Annotated in this window: 13 protein-coding genes; 8 read left to right on the forward strand and 5 right to left on the reverse strand. The window is 74.0% G+C overall.

From position 1 onward, the window contains the following. Positions 1–241: 241 nt before the first annotated feature. The gene (locus ACIP5O_RS21330; protein ID WP_401295504.1) at positions 242–787 is read left to right on the forward strand and encodes a DoxX family protein; all 546 of its coding nucleotides are present in this window, start codon (positions 242–244) and stop codon (positions 785–787) included. 80 nt (positions 788–867) lie between these two features. Further along, positions 868–1779 carry a glucose-6-phosphate dehydrogenase assembly protein OpcA gene (opcA, locus tag ACIP5O_RS21335; RefSeq protein ID WP_401295505.1) on the forward strand — a complete coding sequence of 304 codons (912 nt, stop codon included), beginning with the start codon at positions 868–870 and terminating at the stop codon, positions 1777–1779. Between the two features lie 33 nt (positions 1780–1812). On the opposite strand, the gene ACIP5O_RS21340 is transcribed toward opcA, so the two are convergent. After that, complete coding sequence (locus ACIP5O_RS21340) at positions 1813–2244, reverse strand: hypothetical protein (protein ID WP_401295507.1); 432 nt, start codon at positions 2242–2244, stop codon at positions 1813–1815. Positions 2245–2434: 190 nt separating this feature from the next. Between ACIP5O_RS21340 and ACIP5O_RS21345 the strand changes: the two genes are divergently transcribed. The 5 genes from ACIP5O_RS21345 (at position 2435) to ACIP5O_RS21365 (ending at position 10370) form a co-directional block, all read left to right on the forward strand. Then, on the forward strand, positions 2435–2821 hold the full coding sequence (locus ACIP5O_RS21345; protein WP_401295509.1) for a hypothetical protein: 387 nt from the start codon (positions 2435–2437) through the stop codon (positions 2819–2821). Positions 2822–3011: 190 nt separating this feature from the next. Next, positions 3012–7250, forward strand: a complete 4239-nt coding sequence (locus tag ACIP5O_RS21350) for a SpoIIE family protein phosphatase (RefSeq protein WP_401295511.1) — start codon at positions 3012–3014, stop codon at positions 7248–7250. Next, positions 7250–7531: an STAS domain-containing protein gene (locus ACIP5O_RS21355; protein WP_401295513.1), complete on the forward strand. Its 282-nt coding sequence runs from the start codon at positions 7250–7252 to the stop codon at positions 7529–7531. The genes ACIP5O_RS21350 and ACIP5O_RS21355 overlap by 1 nt, the downstream gene beginning before the upstream one ends. Positions 7532–7722: 191 nt before the next feature. Further along, positions 7723–8151: an STAS domain-containing protein gene (locus tag ACIP5O_RS21360; RefSeq protein WP_401295515.1), complete on the forward strand. Its 429-nt coding sequence runs from the start codon at positions 7723–7725 to the stop codon at positions 8149–8151. Positions 8152–8189: 38 nt separating this feature from the next. Further along, positions 8190–10370, forward strand: a complete 2181-nt coding sequence (locus tag ACIP5O_RS21365; RefSeq protein ID WP_401295517.1) for a SpoIIE family protein phosphatase — start codon at positions 8190–8192, stop codon at positions 10368–10370. 256 nt (positions 10371–10626) lie between these two features. Here the strand turns inward: ACIP5O_RS21365 and ACIP5O_RS21370 are convergent, their stop codons facing one another. The 4 genes from ACIP5O_RS21370 to ACIP5O_RS21385 all read right to left on the reverse strand — a co-directional run bounded on the left by ACIP5O_RS21370 (position 10627) and on the right by ACIP5O_RS21385 (position 15699). Then, positions 10627–11937: a GTP-binding protein gene (locus tag ACIP5O_RS21370; protein WP_401295519.1), complete on the reverse strand. Its 1311-nt coding sequence runs from the start codon at positions 11935–11937 to the stop codon at positions 10627–10629. A gap of 131 nt (positions 11938–12068) precedes the next feature. After that, complete coding sequence (locus tag ACIP5O_RS21375; RefSeq protein WP_401295521.1) at positions 12069–12833, reverse strand: TIGR03943 family putative permease subunit; 765 nt, start codon at positions 12831–12833, stop codon at positions 12069–12071. Further along, the gene (locus tag ACIP5O_RS21380; RefSeq protein WP_401295522.1) at positions 12830–13879 is read right to left on the reverse strand and encodes a permease; all 1050 of its coding nucleotides are present in this window, start codon (positions 13877–13879) and stop codon (positions 12830–12832) included. The genes ACIP5O_RS21375 and ACIP5O_RS21380 overlap by 4 nt, the downstream gene beginning before the upstream one ends. A gap of 962 nt (positions 13880–14841) precedes the next feature. Next, positions 14842–15699 (reverse strand): FadR/GntR family transcriptional regulator, encoded by an 858-nt coding sequence (locus ACIP5O_RS21385; protein ID WP_401295524.1) that lies wholly within the window; start codon positions 15697–15699, stop codon positions 14842–14844. Positions 15700–15925: 226 nt separating this feature from the next. Between ACIP5O_RS21385 and ACIP5O_RS21390 the strand changes: the two genes are divergently transcribed. Beyond that, entirely contained in the window at positions 15926–16768 is an 843-nt protein-coding gene (locus tag ACIP5O_RS21390) for a fumarylacetoacetate hydrolase family protein (RefSeq protein WP_401295526.1), read from the forward strand. Positions 16769–16773: the final 5 nt, after the last annotated feature.

Genomic DNA, 16773 nt, shown 5'->3' on the forward strand with positions numbered 1-16773 from the left:
TCCCGGCGGACCCGGAGGGCATGCGCGTCCCTTTCCCTCGGGCCGCTCTCCGGGGCGCGGCTCGCGACGGTCTTCGGGGCGGTCTCCGGGACGGCGACAGCCCTCCCACTAAAACAACAGCGGACAAAAGCCGCAAAAGGTGACTCGTATGGAGGAGGGATCCGGACCCCGGGCGGCGCGCGTCCCGGCGGACGGCGACAGTGGACGGCGTACGCGTCCCCTCCCGCACCTGGAGAACCCCATGGCCCACCCCAACCGACGCGACCTCGGGCTGCTCGTGCTGAGGGCCGGCACCGGCGCCGTGCTCGCCGCGCACGGCACGCAGAAGCTCTTCGGCTGGTTCGGCGGCGGAGGCGTCGAGGGCACGAGCAGGGCGATGGAGGCGATGGGCTTCTCGCCGGGCCGGCAGAGCGCGATCGCCGCCGGTCTCGGCGAGGCCGGCGGCGGCGCCCTCCTCGCCCTCGGCCTCGCCACCCCGGCCGCCGGAGCCGCCGCGGCCGGCGCCATGGCGGGCGCCGTCTCGGTGCACGCCCCGGCCGGCTTCTTCGCCCAGGGCGGCGGTTACGAGTACCCCGCCTTCCTCGGCTTCACCGCCGCCGCGATCGGCGTCACCGGCGCCGGGCGCTACTCCCTGGACCACCTCACCGGACACGTCCTCGACCGGCCCTGGGTGGTGGCCGTCGCCTTCCTCGGCACCGCGTTCGCCGCCGCCGCGGTCGTCGGCCGCCGCGCCCAGGGCCGGGCGGCCCCCGAGCCGGACCCCGAAGAGGCCCCCGAGCCGTCCTAGCGGGGGCCGCGGGGGACCCGGACGCGTTCGCCGCGCGGGAGGGTTAGGCTCGCCGGAGAGGAAGGGACGGGCGCCGCGCCATGAAGATCGATCTGACGGACACCAATTCCAGCGAGATCAACAAGACGATCCTGAAGGGCCGCAGGGACGTCGGCACCCCCGCCGTCGGCGCCGTGCTCACCCTCGTCGTCGTGACCGACGAGGAGAACGCCTACGACGCCGTCAAGGCGGCCAACGAGGCCTCCCGGGAACACCCCTCCCGCATCCTCGTGGTCATCAAGCGCCACGCGCGCGCCCCGCGCGAGCGGTACGAGACCCGGCTCGACGCCGAGGTCCGGCTCGGCAGCGACGCCGGTTCGGGCGAGACGGTCGTGCTCCGGCTCCACGGCGAACTCTGCGCCCGCGCCGAGTCCGTGGTCCTGCCCCTGCTCCTGCCGGACGCGCCCGTCGTGGTCTGGTGGCCCGTCGACGCCCCCGAGGTCCCCTCCAAGGACCCGCTCGGCTCGCTCGCCCAGCGCCGCATCACCGACGCGTACGCGGTGGAGGACCCGCTCTCCGTCCTGGAGACCCGCGCCGCCTCGTACGCCCCCGGCGACACGGACCTCGCCTGGACGCGGCTCACCCCCTGGCGCTCGATGCTGGCCGCCGCGCTCGACCAGGCGCCGCTCACCGTGACCTCCGCCGCCGTCGAGAGCGAGGCGGAGAACCCCAGCGCCGAACTCCTCGCCCGCTGGTTCGAGGTCCGGCTCGGCGTCCCCGTCGACCGGATCGTCACCGACGGCCCCGTGGTCACCGCCGTCCGCATGGGCACCCCGGACGGCGAGATCCTCATCGACCGGCCCGAAGGGCCGGTGGCCCGCCTCTCCATCCCCGACCAGCCCCACCGGGTCCTCGCCCTCAAGGTCCGCTCCACCGCCGAGCTGATCGCCGAGGAACTGCGCCGGCTCGACCCCGACGAGGCATACGAGGCCGCCCTGCGCGGCCGCGCCTGACCCGGACCGTCGCGGCCCGCCCCGGCGGGCCCGTCAGTACTGGCGGGTGGTGACGGCCGCGCTCCCCGGTACGGGAGTGCGCGCGTCGACCGTGCGCCGGGCGCCGGCCAGCTCGGCGGGGAAGCGGCGGCCGCTGCGGGTGAGGACCACGCCCGGCGCCAGTTCGACCTCGTCGCCCGGACGGAACGGGCGCCGCGCGCCGGACGGCACCCGTACGGCAGGGCGGGAGCCCTCACCCTCGCGGCGCGGATCGCCAACACGGAGGTGCGGCCACCGGACCTGACGGGGCACCCGCAACCGCTGCGGGCCCTGCCCGAACGCTGCCTCGCCGCCGACCCGGCGGCCCGCCCCGCGCCCGCCGAGCTCTCCGCGCTCCGCGAGGAGGCGGCCGGGCGCGCGCCGCGCGACTTCACCGGATGGCTCCCGGCCGCCGTGGCGGCGGACGTCGCCGAGCGCGAACGGCACCCGTCGGACGTGCTGCGCCCCACGACGGGGCACACCGGAACGGGCGTTCCGCCCGGCGCCGCAGGACAAGGAGGCCGGCGGGGCGCAGCGGACCCCCGCCTCCTCCGGAGACGGCCGGAAGGACGGCGCCGGGAGCACCGGCCCGAACGGAACGGCGTACACCCCCGTCTTCGAGGGGAAGCCGTTCGCCATGCGCTACCCGTCCACGGGCTGCACCGACCTCGACCTCGACGTCCCCCGGGCCGCCCCCGCCGAGACCGACTCCTTGCGGGCCGAATGGACCTTCAAGCAGCCGGGCCTCCTGGCGACCAGGTACGGCATGTACCTCCGTACCCCCACCGGCCTCAGTACGGACGGCACGGCGTTCGAGGCGTGCAGGAGCGCGGTCGACGTCGACGCGCTGCCCGGAGAGCCGGACGAGAAGGCGGTGGACGAGGACTTCGCCGTGGGATCGGTCCTGTGCACCGTCACCCAGGAGGGCCACCTGGCGATGATGGAGATCACCGACGTACGGAAGAACGACGGAGCCCCCGACCTCTTCGGGAGACCGACCCTCTGGAAGGTCCCCGGCGCCTGAGCGCGCCGCGGGGCCCGGCCGGCGGGACGGGAGCTCCCGCCGCGGGCGCGGTCGCCGCCGCACTGCCCTCCGCCCGTCGTCGACCACCACGACGACAACCACCCACGCGGTTGTCTTATCCTACGGAACGCGCCGGTGAATTCTCGGCCGGTGCCCCGCACGAGGGCCGAGACGAACGAAAGGGTGGTCTGTGACGCGCTCGGAGGACGGCGGGCCCGCCACGCCGTCGACGGCTGTGACCGGGGTGTTCGGCGCCGACAAGGCGATCGGTGAGGACCTCGCCCGGGTGGACTGGGCGGCGACGCCGCTGGGGCCGCCGCAGGACTGGCCGCAGAGCCTGCAGACCGCCGTGAGCATTCTGCTGTCGTCGAAGTTCGCCATGTGGATGGCCTGGGGGCCGGAGCTGACGTTCTTCTGCAACGACGCCTACCGGCGCGACACCCTGGGGCAGAAGTACCCCTGGGCCCTGGGCCGGCCGTCCAGCGAGGTGTGGTCCGAGATCTGGGATGACATCGGTCCCCGCATCGACACCGTCCTGACCAGCGGCGAGGCGACCTGGGACGAGGCGCTGCTGCTGTTCGTCGAGCGCTCCGGCTACCCCGAGGAGAGCTACCACACCTTCTCCTACAGCCCGCTGCGCGACGACGACGGCGCCGTGGTCGGCATGCTGTGCGTGGTCAGCGAGGACACGGAGCGGGTCATCGGCGAGCGCCGCATGGCGACCCTGCGCGACCTGGGGTCCGACCCCAGCGTCATCCGCACCGAGCCGGAGATGCTCGACTTCGCCGGCGAGCAGCTCGGTCGCAACCCGCACGACCTGCCCTTCGCCCTGACCTACCTCTTCCACGACGACGGCACCGCCCGCCTCGCCTCGGCCGCCGGGATCCCGGCCGGCCACCCGGCGGCCGCGGAGGTCCTTCCCGCGGATCCCACGTCCACGTGGCCGACGGACGCCTCAGCCCGCGGCGAGTCCGCGCTCGTCCCCCTGGACGGCGAGCCGTTCACGGACCTGCCCTCCGGGGCGTGGGAGGAGGCGCCCACCCAGGCCCTCGTCGTCCCCCTGCTCCAGCAGGGCGGGACGCCGTACGGGTTCATGGTGGCCGCCCTGAACCGCTACCGCGCCCTGGACGAGGACTACCGGGGCTTCGTGGAGCTGGTCGCCGGGCACGTGGCCACCGGGGTCGCCAGCGCCCGCAGCTACCAGGCGCAGCAGCGCCGCGCCGAGGAGCTCGCGGAACTCGACCGGGCCAAGACGACGTTCTTCTCCAACATCAGCCACGAGTTCCGGACCCCGCTGACCCTGATCATGGGGCCGGTTCAGGAGCTGCAGCAGCAGCTCGCCGATGCGGAGCCGCGCGTGCGGGAGGAACTGGAGGCCGTCCACCGCAACGGACTGCGGCTGGGCAAGCTGGTCAACACGCTCCTCGACTTCTCCCGCATCGAGGCGGGCCGGATGCAGGCGAGCTACGAACCGGTCGACCTGGCCACGATCACCGGCGAGCTGGCCAGCGTGTTCCGTTCCGCCGTCGACAAGGCCGGTCTGGACTTCCGCGTCGACTGCGCGCCCCTGCCCGAGCCGGTGTACGTCGACCGCGGCATGTGGGAGAAGGTGATCCTCAACCTGCTCAGCAACGCGCTGAAGTTCACCTTCGACGGCGCGATCCGCGTGGGCGTGCGCGCCGAGGACGGCGAGGCCGTGGTGACGGTCGCGGACACCGGGATCGGCGTGGCGGCCGAGGAGATGCCCCGGCTGTTCGAGCGGTTCCACCGCATCGAGAACGCCCGCTCCCGCTCCGGCGAGGGCAGCGGCATCGGCCTGGCCCTGGTGAAGGAACTGGTCGGCCTCCACGGCGGCACCATCACCGCCGCCTCCAACGAGGGGGAGGGCACCCGCTTCACCATCCGGCTGCCCTTCGGCTCCGCCCACCTGCCCGCCGACGCCGTCCGACCGGAGGCGGGCACCGACGCGGCCGGGGCGGAGACGGACGCCGGCGCCGTCCGGCCGGAAACGGGTGCCGACGCGGCCCCCGCCGCCGAACCCTTCCTCCAGGAAGCCCTGCGCTGGCTGCCGGGCGAAGGGACCACGGCGACGGCCCCCGCGTTCGACGCCGCCCCGGACACCGCGGGCACCGCGGACACCGGCGACGCCGCGCGGCCGCCCCGCCCGACGGCCCCGGCGCGGGTGCTGATCGCCGACGACAACGCCGACATGCGCGAGTACCTCACCCGGCTGCTGCGCGGCGCCGGCCACCTGGTCCACGCGGTCGACGACGGCCGACAGGCCCTCGACGCCATCCGCGCGGAAGCCCCCGACGTGGTGGTCAGCGACGTCATGATGCCCCGTCTGAACGGCCTGGACCTGGTCCGGGCGCTGCGCGTCGACCCGCGCACCGCATCGGTGCCGGTCCTGCTGCTGTCCGCCCGCGCCGGACAGGAGGCCTCCATCGAGGGCCTGCGGGCGGGCGCGGACGACTACCTCGTCAAGCCGTTCGCGGCGGCCGAACTCCTCGCCCGGGTCGAGGCCAACGTGAAGCTGGCCCGGCTGCGCAACCACCACGCCCGGTGGCGCACCGCCCTGATCGACTCGCTCCAGGAGGCCTTCTTCGTCTGCGACGAGGAGGGCGCGGTCGTCGAGATCAACGCCTCCTTCACCGGCATCCTCGGTTACGGCCCCGAGGACCTGCCCTATCGGCCGGTCCACCCCTGGTGGCCCGACGCCGCCGTCCACCCCGAGGCCCACCGCCAGGTCGCCGAGGCCTTCGCCACGCTGACCGGCCAGGAACGGGGCAGCTACACCATCCCCGTCACCCACCGCGACGGGCACCGCCTGTGGGTGACCGCCACGTTCAACCAGGTCCAGGACCCCGACACCGGTCGCACCGTGATCGTCGGAACCTTCCGCGACGTGACCGCGGAGCACTACGCCGTCCAGCGCGAGAGCGCCCTGGCCGCCCTGGGCGCCCGGCTGTCCCAGGCCTCCAGTCTGGCCGACGCCACGGTCGGCGCCCTGGAGGAGCTGAAGGAGGTGTGGCATGCCCGGCACGTCACCGCGGTCATCTTCGGCCAGGGCGACGATCCCGCCCTCATCACCACCGACCCCTCCCTCACCTGGAGGGGACTGTCCGCCGAGCGGCGTCACGCGCTCGCCGACCTGTGCAGGCAGCCGGAGCTCGCCCCCGTCACCGACGGGAACGGGGCCGCCGTGCTCCTGGAGCACCCCGACGGCCCGCTCGTCCTCCGGATCGAGCTGGACGAACAGCGCCCCTTCACTGGCGAGGACCAGCTCCTGCTGTCCCTCCTGGGCGGACGCCTGACCCAGGGCCTGGCCCGCGCGCACCAGATCGACCAGCAGCGCGAGACCGCCATCGCCCTGCAGCGCGCCATCCTCGGCCCGTCCCACCTGCCCGACGGCTTCGCCGTCCGCTACGAGCCGGCCACCCGGCCCCTGGAGGTCGGCGGCGACTGGTACGACACCGTCGCCCTGCCCGACGGCCGCATCGGGATCGTCGTCGGCGACTGCGTCGGCCGCGGCCTGGAGGCCGCCAGCGTCATGGGCCAGCTGCGCAGCGCCTGCCGCGCCCTGCTGCTGCAGGACGCCGGCCCGGCCCAGGCCCTCATGGCCCTGGACCGGTTCGCCGCCGGTGTTCCCGGCGCGATGTGCACCACCGTCTTCTGCGGGGTCCTCGACCCCGCGACCGGACGACTCACCTATTCCAGCGCCGGACACCCCCCGGGCATCCTGGTCCGTCCCGACGGCACCACCCAGCTCCTCGAAGACGGACGCTCCCTGCCCCTGGCCGTCCGTCCCGGCACTCCGCGCCCCGAGGGCAGCTGCACCATCTCGGCCCGCTCCACCCTGCTGCTGTACACCGACGGACTCGTCGAACGCCGCCGCCGGCCGCTCAGCGCGGGCATCGACCAGGCGGGCGAAGCCCTCCAGGACGGCCGGGACACCGCGATCGACGACCTCGCCACCGACGTCATGTCCCGGCTGGCCCCCGTCGACGGCTACGACGACGACGTCGCCCTGCTGCTCTACCGCCACCCGGCCCCGCTGGAGATGACCTTCCCCGCGGAATCGGGACAACTCGCCCCCGTCCGCAAGGCCCTGCGCGGCTGGCTCGACCAGTGCGACCTGCCGCCCGGCACCGCGCAGAACATCCTCGTGGCGGCGGGCGAGGCCTGTGCCAACGCCATCGAGCACGGGCACCGCGACGCCCCCGGCGACGCCGTCCACTTCCGTGCCGAGGCGTCCGTCGACAACCTGCGCCTGACCGTCACGGACACCGGACGGTGGAAGGTGCCCCAACCCGAGCGCAACGCCCACCGCGGCCGCGGCATGGCCCTGATGCGGGCCCTGATGCAGCAGGTCACCGTCACCCAGGGCCCCACCGGAACCACCGTCGACATGCACACGAGGATCGCCTGATGACCACACTCCTGACCCTCACGCCCGGTCGGCGGCCGGACGGCACGGCCGTGCTGACCGCGGTCGGCGAGATCGACATGAGCAACACGCACAGCCTGGCCGCCGCGCTCGACGGCACCCCGGGCCCCCTCGTCCTCGACCTGACCGACGTCGAGTACCTCGACAGCGCCGGCCTGAGCGTCCTCTTCTCCCACGCCGACCGCCTCGAACTCGTCGCCGGCCCGCTCCTGGCCCCGGTCCTGAGCATCTCCGGACTGACCGACCTGACCACGCGCCACTGACGCGCGGGCCGAAAGTCCCGGTGTGGCGCGCCGACGAGGGGGTAGGGGTCCGCATCGATCCCGACGGAAACCCGACGGCGACGAAGGCCGGGACCCACCGTCCGGGAAACGGAATTCCGGGCACATCGGGGTGAAAGTAATATTCTCCCGATCTTCATCACGCTTTATCACGGGTTCCCGCCGGGAACCACATGCGGAGGGAACTGAGGGTGTTCGCGGTAGACGTCAGACGGGACACGCGAGGAGTGGTATTCGTGCTGCGCGGGGACCTCGACTTCCACAGCGCGGTGCAGTTGTACGAAGCCGGCGACGAGGAACTGGGCACGGCGGGGGACACGGGCGCGGTGGTGATCGACTGCTCCCACCTCACGTACTGCGACTCCACCGGCATCACCGCCCTGCTGAAGCTGTACAACCAGCTCTCCGGGCAGGGCCGGGTCCTGCGCCTGGCGGCGGTGCCCGCCTTCCTGGACCGCCTGTTCACCCTGACGGGGCTCAACCAGATCTTCTCCCTGTACGCCGACGCCGACGAGGCCCTGGCCGCGCACGCGGCCGACCACGGCGCACTCGCCGCGGGCACCGACGATCCGGTACGACCGAGCGGGGAAAACGTCGGATGACGGGCGCCTCAGGACGACGGACGTCCCGGTCCGCCCGCGTGCCGGCGGCACGCGCCGCCGACGGCGGTGCGGAGGACGATCTGCGGGCCCTGTTCGGACAGTCGATGGCCGTGTTCGCCTCCCTGGCCGGGCCGGCGCACATGCTGGAGACGGCGAACCCCGCCTTCTTCGCGGCGATCGGCGGACCGGAGCGCACCCGCACCGGGGTGCCGCTGGGGCAGCTCATGCCGGAGCTGGTCGCCCAGGGCTTCATCGCCCTGCTCGACCGGGTCTACCGCACCGGGAAGGCCCACGTCGGCCGGAACGCCCGGGTGCTCCTCGGCGAGGGCGCGGACACCCGCGAGGCGTTCTTCGACTTCACCTACGAACCCCGCCTGGACGCCGGCGGCAACGTCATGGGCGTACGGGTGATCGGGGTGGAGACCACCCAGGTCCAGCACGCGCAGCGGCTGACGGCCGAACACCGGGCACTGCTCGAACAGATCGCCCGCCAGGCCCCCCTGCCCGAGGTCCTGGAGGGCATGGCCCGCGCCATCGAGGACCTCGCCCCCGAAGAGGTACTGGTGTCGGTCCTGCTCGCCGACGCCGACGGAGGCCGTCTGCGCCACGGCGCGGCCCCCAGCCTGCCCGACTTCTACAACCGGGCCATCGACGGCATCGCCACGGGCGAGGGCGTGGGCTCCTGCGGCACCGCCGCGCACCGCCGCCGGCCGGTGATCGTCACCGACATCGCCACCGACCCCTTCTGGGACGACTTCCGCGACCTGGCCGACAAGGCCGGCGTGGCCGCCTGCTGGTCCACCCCGATCCTGGCCCGCGACGGCTCGCTCCTGGGCACCTTCGCGATGTACCACCGCACCCCGCGGACCCCGCAGGAGGCCGACCTCGCGCTCGCCCGGGTCTTCGCCGGCACCGCCGCCCTGGCCATCGAGCGCCACCGGGCCGAACAGGCACGCCGGGCGGCGGAGGCCCGCGAACAGGCCGCCCGCGACGACCTGGCCTTCCTCCTGAACGCCAGTACCGCGCTCTCCTCCGACCTGGACGTCCCCCAGACGCTGAACCGCCTGGCCACGGCCTGCGTGCCGAGACTGGCACCGCTGGGCGCGGTCGACGTCGTCGAGGGCGGCCGGGTGCGCCGCGTCGCCACCGCCGCCCCCACCCGGCACCAGCAGGACCTGCTGGCCTCGCACATCCCCGTCTACGACGCCGCCGACGACGCCGTCGCCCGCGTCCTGGCCTCCGGCGTGACCGAGGTGGCCCGCCGCACCCCCTCCGGGCCCGGCCCCTGGCGCGAGCTGGGCGTCACCGGTTACGTGTGCCTCCCCCTCCTCGACCGGGGCAGGGCGTTCGGCGCCGTGACCCTGCTGTCCACCGGCGAGCACGCCTTCGACGGACACGCCGTCGCCCTGGCCGAGGAACTCACCCGGCGCGCCGCCCTGGCCGCGCGCAACGCCCGCCAGTACACCCACCGCGCCGCCCTCGCCCGCGACCTGCAGGCCGGACTCCTCCTGCCCGACCTGCCCCGGGTGCCCGGGGCCGAGGTGGCCACCTACTACCACCCCGCCGGCGAGGGACTCGACATCGGCGGCGACTTCTACGACGTCTTCCCCCTGGAGGGGGACCGGTGGGCGTTCCTGCTCGGCGACGTCTGCGGGCGCGGCGCCATCGCCGCCACCACCACCGCCCTGGTCCGTCACACCGCCCGCGCCGTGGCTCCCCTCCTGCCCGGCCCCGAGGCCGTCGTCGCGGCGGTCAACCAGGCCCTGATCAACCGGCCCGCCGGACACGGCACCGGCTTCGTCACCCTCGTCTACGGCCGGCTCACCCCCACCGACCACGGCCTGGACGTCGAACTCGTCCGCGCCGGCCACACCATGCCCCTCCACCTGGACGCCCGGGGAACCGTTCGCGCCGTCGACGTGCCCGGCGCCCTGCTGGGCATCGGGCCCGAGACCCACCTCACCGCACACCGCCTCCTGCTGCGGCCGGACGAGAGCCTGCTGCTGTACACCGACGGGATCACCGAGGCCCGCGACGCCGCCGGCGAACAGTTCGGCGAGGACCGCCTCGTCGCGGCCCTGGCCGACGCCCCGCCCCGGACCGGCCCCCGCCACGTCGTCGAGACCCTCACCCGGGCCGTACGGGCCTTCACCGGCGACCACGGCATCGACGACGACCAGGCCGCCCTCGTCCTGACCGCGACCCGCCCCGGGGAGTGACGCCGGTCCCGGCCGCCGTGATCGTCAACGACATGAGCGAGGTCGACATGCGCCGGTCGTGCCCGAGCCCGACCGTTCTCACCGACTGCCGGCCTCGGGGCGCAACGGCTTCCGCAGCTGGAGCAGTACGAGCTCTCGCTGCTCCGGCTTCCCCGACAGCGCGTACTCCACCTCTTCCGAAAGGCGCCGCGTGACGACGCGGCGCCTTTCTCCCTGTGGTGGCCTTTCCGCCGGCGCTACCGCCCGGCAGCATGTTTCAGTGGGTTTCGGTGGTGCCGAGCAGCGGATCGTTCAAGCGTCTCCAGCTCCCACGGCCCAGGGACAGCCCGGCGTGGTCGAGCAGGGCCTCGTGCAGGGCGCCGGTGATGCGGCCGACGTCCCGGTCCGTACCGGTGAGGACGATCTCGTTGCGGCGCTCGCCGTAGTGGTCGCCCCAGAACCAGCACGCCAGGGTGCGGCGTTGCGGCGAAGCGGCCGCCCACTCCGGTGAGGCGTGGGCCTCCAGCCAGCGGTCCGCCTCGCGGATCTCCGGACGGCCGCCGGCCGAGCGCCAGGTGACGACGGCGCCGGGGCGGCTGGCGAGCCAGAGGTGGCCGCGGCTGCGCAGTACGCCGGACATGACCTCGCCCAGGGCGCCGGCGAGCCGCTCCGGGTGCAGCGGGCGGCGGGAGCGCCACACGACGGTGGAGGCGCCCCGCCCCGGTGCGGGAGGCGCGTACGGCGAGGCCGTCGGCTCCCGCCACGCCTCCCATCGGCCGGGCATCCGCGCGGGAGCCTGCGCGCGGGTGAGGACCCGGCCGGACGCCGGCCGCTCGGCGACGACCCGGTCGAGGGTGACCGTCCCCGCGCGCGAGTTGAGGGGGCGGAGAAGTGCGGCGGCCCGCTCCTGCCTTCCGTCTTCGGGCGAGGTGCCCGCGAGGACGAGCGCGTCGGCCGCCTCCACCTGGCGGACGGCGATCTCGGCCGGGGTGAGCGGCTCGCTGTGCTCGCCTCCGCTCCAGACCCGGACCGCCCGGTGGACACAGGTGATGTCCGCCAGGAACGGGGCCGGTGCGATGCCGACGAGGACGAGCGCGGTGTCGTAGCCGGGCCGCCGGTCCTCCGTGCACGGCTGGACGACGAGGTGGGCGCCACGGCCGGCGGAGCAGTCGAGCAGGTGCCCCGGGCACCGCGTCGACACCATGACGCCGTGGGGGCCGGTTGCTCGTCCTCGCGGCGGCGCCCACCAGGGCTCCGGTGCCCGCCGCGATACCTCGGAGGCGGCGGCAGGCGGCACGGCCGCCGATGCGGTGGGTAGCGGTGGCGGCGGCAGCCGGAGGGAGCGGACCTCCTCGGGGCGGATCACCTCCTGCTCGTCCGGTACGGGCAGGAGGTTCCGCGTTCCGGCGCCTGGGGCGCCGTCGTCTCCGCCACCGCCCTGCACCACCTGGAGCCGGAGGTGCTCTCCTCGGCGCACGAACGCGTCCACGACCTGCCGCGTCCCTGAGGGGTGCTGGTCAACGCCGGCCACCTCTTCCAGGACGACCCTCCCGTAGGAGAACTCGCCGCCGCGGTCGCCCGCGGACACGAACGACGCTCCGAGGAGCCCGCCGCCGACGAGGACCGGAACGGCTGGTGGGCCGCCGCGCAGGCGTGCGGGGAATTCGGCGCGTCGCCGGCCGAGCGGCGGCCCTGCGGGGACGCGGGCCGGTGCCGCCGTCAACGGGGGAGGGGGAGCGGAAGGGCGTCCCTGTACCAGTTCGTCGGACGGTCGACCTCGCTGACGGCACGGGCGTCGAGCGCGACCGCGGCGGAACCCGTCCCCAGCGTTCCGTCCGCGTGCCAGGTGCCCACGACGGTCACCCACGCGTCGGCGGGCGGGGCCTCGCTCCCGTAGATCCGTACTTTGACCGCCTGGGCGTCCGCCGAGCAGCAATTGATCAAGAGCCGGGTCAGGTCCCAGCCTCCGCCCCGTTCGACGGGCGTGACGAATCCGGTCATCTGGATGCTGCGTCCCTTGACGGCCTGTCCGGGATCCTGCCGGACGCGGCTGGTGAAGTCGCCGAGCGTCAGCGGAAGGGGCGAGAGCGCGGGCAGCGGTTCGAAGTCGTCCCGCTGTACGGCGATCGGCTGGGAGGTCTGCCGTGAGGCGGTGTAGGAGCCGAGGGCCGGCGGGGCGTAGAAGAGCATGCTCAGCGCGGGCAGGAGGAGCAGCCAGGCGGCCCGGGGCACACCGGAGTGGTCGTGACGGTGACCGTCGTGGTCCTTGTGCGCGTCCTGTCCACCCTCGTCCCGAGGCGCCCCCGGCCTGCGGTGCGACCAGGCTTCGGCCGCGCCGAGCAGGAGCAGCAGGACCCCCGACGCGATCAGCACCGGACGCATCCACTCCTTGACGTACCTCAGGTAGAGGTCGGTGAGGAGCGAGATGTGCAGCAGGCCGGTGCCGCTGAGGACGAGCAGGACCGTCTGCGAGGAGCGCTTCACAGCAGTACTCCTCCGACGAGCGTGCCGCACAGGACGGCGACGACCGCCGTCGCGGCGGAGAAGCGGATCGCGAAGGCGCGGCCGAACGTGCCCGCCTGGAGCGCGATCAGCTTGAGGTCGACCATCGGTCCGACCACCATGAACACCAGCCGGGCGACGGGCGAGAAGCCGGTGAGCGAGGCCGCGAGGAACGCGTCGGCCTCCGAGCACACCGACAGGAGGACGGCGAGCGCGGCCAGGAACAGCACGGACAGCCAGGGCGAGCCGGAGAACGCGTCGAGTACGGAGTCGGGGACGGCGACGTTGAAGGTGGCCGCGGCCATGGCTCCGACGACGACGAAGCCGCCCGCGTGCAGGAAGTCGTGCTGGAAGCCGAGCCGGAACTCCGTCCAGCGGCTGTGCCCCGGCCGGTGTCCGGTGTGGCGCACGGTCGGCCGCAGCCACTTCTCCCGCCCCAGCGCGAGCCACAGCCAGCCCATCACGACGGCCGTGGCGAGCGAGGCGAGCAGCCGGGCCACGACCATGGACGGATTGCCGGGAAAGGCGATGGCCGTCGTGGTCAGGACGACCGGGTTGACGGCCGGAGCCGACAGCAGGAACGCGAAGGCGGCGGCCGGCGTGACACCGCGGCCGATCAGGCTGTTGGCGACGGGTATCGACGCGCATTCGCAGCCGGGCAGCACGACCCCGGCCGCTCCGGCCACCGGGACGGCGAGCGCGGGGCTGCGGGGCAGCGCCCGGTCGAACACCCTCGCCGGCACGAACGCGTTGATCGCGCCGGACAGGGCCGTTCCCAGCAGCAGGAACGGCAACGCCTGCACGGAGATGGAAAGGCAGACGTTCCGCCAGGCCCGCACGGCCGGTTCGTCGCCCCACAGGCCGACGACGACGACCAGCGTCCCCGGAAGCACCGCCGCCCCGAGGAAAAACAGGGGCAGGAACAGGGGCGAGCCGCGGAGGGGCGTCCCGTCGTCGGCGACCACGGGAGCCCCTTCGCCCACCGCGGCCCCGTACGGGTCCTCCGACCGTCGACCTGTCTTCTGCATGCCACCCCGATTGCCTGATGTTCGGATCGAAAGATACCTGCCACCGGCCTGGGCGGAACGGCCGGTCCGGATGCCCGACCGCTGGAGGATCGGCCTCCTGTGCGCGTCCCCGTCTCGGCCGCTTGCCTCCGGTACGGCACGTACTCCCGGGAGGATCGAACCCGCGCCGAAGCACCGGTCCAGGGAAAGGACCGGTCGGCACGACGGCCTCCGCGTCCGGTACGAGGAGGAACCGCCAGTGGCAGCGCCGACTACCGCACCCTCCAGTCCCTCGCGGAAGCGGGCGAGGTCGGCGTACTGCGCATCGGCGGCGGCGAAGCCCTCTACCGCCGCCGCTCGACGGGCGACCACCACCATCACCCGGCCTGCCGCGCCGATGTGGACCGCTCCGGCACGGGCCGAGGCGGAGGTCGGCTGCTCGGCGGAGGTGGCGGAGTCGCTGTGGTCGCCCTTGCGGGCGGAGGAAGGAGTCGCGACCGCCGGCCAGGGCCCGGGTGTACTTCGGCGCGCCCCCGTGCTCCGCCGGTCCCCGGCCCGCGCCGCGCCATGACGGGGTGGTGGCCCGGGCGAGGGTGGGGAGGACGTCCCGGAGGGTCGCTTCGAAGAAGCCGCCCGGATCCTGGACGTCGGCCTCCGGCAAGCGGCCCGACCGGTCCGGAGCATGTCGTGGAAGCCCATGGAGATGGCCATTCCTCCTGTATGCGCGGTGTGTCGAGACCTGAGCCGTCATGGGTGGAGACGTTCACGGGGCCGCGGGTGCGACGGTTCGAGCGGTTGCCGAAGGTGGTCCGTGAGGGGCGTACCGGGCAGTGCGGGACCGAGCGCGTCACGCGCGTAGGCCGGTCCGACGGGCGCACGCCTCGGTGTGACCCGGGCGCCCGTGCCGGTCGAGACGTCGCGGTCCACGTCCGCGGGCCGGCCGGCACGGGCCCGCGGACCGCTTCACCCGGCTCGCGAACCCGTCAGTGCTCCGCGTCGGGGTCTCCGGCTGCCCGGAGGCCGGTGTTGTGTTCGCGGATCAACCGGAGTGCCTCGTCACGGTCCCTCCGGTCCAGGGCGTCGACCAGGTCGCGGTGGAGTTCGTGCCGGTGCGCTACGTACTCGCCCAGCGGCTGCTCGCCGGTGGGCAGGACCGTCAGCGTGTGGCTCTCGATCAGGTCGAGCAGGTGGGTGTACAGCGAGCTGAGCAGCGCGTTCGGGCTGATCGCGGCGATGGCGGCGTGCAGGCGCCAGTTGGCGTGCACGAAGGCCACGGGATCCGCGGCCTCCACGGCGTGCTCCATGGCGGTGATGTGGCGGCGCAGTCCCGCGACGTCGGCGGGCGAGGCGTGCCAGAGGGCGTCCTCGATCAGGAGCGGGTCGAGGGCGTCGCGGATGCGCACGGCGTCGGCGACGTCGTTCGCCCGCGCGTCAAGGGCGAGGACGGAGTTGCCGAGGCGGACCATCGGAGACTGCTCGGCGCTGAACAGGCCGCCGCCCGGCCCGGGCTTCACGGTGACCAGGCCGCGCGCCTGCAGGAGGCGCAGCGCCTCGTTGAACGTGCCCACGGACACCCCGCACAAGGTCCGCAGGGTCTCCTTGGTGCCCAGACGCGATCCGGGCGGCACGCTCTCGATCAGCTCCGTGACCTTCTCCGCCGCGTGCTCGGCCCGCCCCGAGGGCGTCTGCCGGGGAGGGGCGTCGGGACCCCGGCCGCCGCGGGCCGACGGCGGGCCCTCGTCGGCGAGCCCGCTCGGGCGCGGATCGGTTCCGGCCCGGCCGGGGGCCGGAGCCGCTTCCGGCGCCTTGTGCCGCGGGGCTCTGTCGGGGGTGGCACTCACGTCGTCTCCTCGGTCGCCCTATTCATCATGCTCATTTTGCCCGACCCCCTTGACGCTGTGGACACCCCGGCGCAATATCAGGGTAATCATCATGCTGAATTGCTGGCGAAGGAGCGAGCCCGTCGAAGCCGACGGGCGGCCCTCACCGTCTCTTCAGCGGCTGAGCGGTCGTCCCCGCCGAAGAGGCGCCGGGGCTCCGCTCCCATCCCTGTCCGGGAGACACGACATGCGCATCGCCAACCTCTCCGGCCGCCTGGCCCTCGTCGTCGACGGCCGCGCCGTGGACGTCGAGAAGGCCAGCGGCGGCCGCTTCTCCGCCGACCCGCAGGCCGTCTACGAGCGGTGGGAGGAGTTCCGTTCCTGGGCCGCCGACGCCGACCTCCCCGCGGGGACGGCGCTCGACCCGGTCGAACTGGGCTCCCCGGCCCCGGCGCCGCGGCAGACGCTGGCGATCGGCCTGAACTACCGGGACCACGCCGCCGAATCCGGCTTCGCGGTGCCCGGGGGACTCCCTCCCGTCTTCACCAAGTTCGTCACCGGCATCACCGGACCCGTCACCGAGGTGAAGCTGCCCACGGGCGGCGACACCGACTGGGAGGTCGAACTGGTCGCCGTCGTCGGCCGCCGTGCCGAGGGCGTCCACGAGGCCGACGCCTGGAGTCATGTCGCCGGTCTCGCGGTCGGACAGGACATCTCCGAGCGCGTACTCCAACTGTCCGGACCGGCGCCCCAGTTCAGCCTGGGCAAGTCCCACCCCGGATTCGCCCCCATCGGGCCCTGGCTGGTCACGCCGGACGAGTTCGACGACCCCGACGACCTCGAACTGCGCTGCGCCGTCAACGGCGAGGAGGTCCAGAAGGGCCGCACCAGCGACCTGATCTTCTCCGTGCCCGCCCTGATCGCCCGGCTGTCCGCGGTGCTGCCGCTCCTGCCCGGAGACGTCGTCTTCACCGGCACCCCGGCCGGCGTCGGCATCGGACGCGAGCCGCGGCGCTTCCTCACCGCCGGTGACGTGCTCGTCAGTTCCGTCGAGGGCATCGGCGAACTGCGGCAGACCTTCGTCGCCTGAGCAGA

This window comes from Streptomyces sp. NPDC088915 (genome assembly GCF_044749825.1).
Lineage (GTDB): Bacteria > Actinomycetota > Actinomycetes > Streptomycetales > Streptomycetaceae > Streptomyces.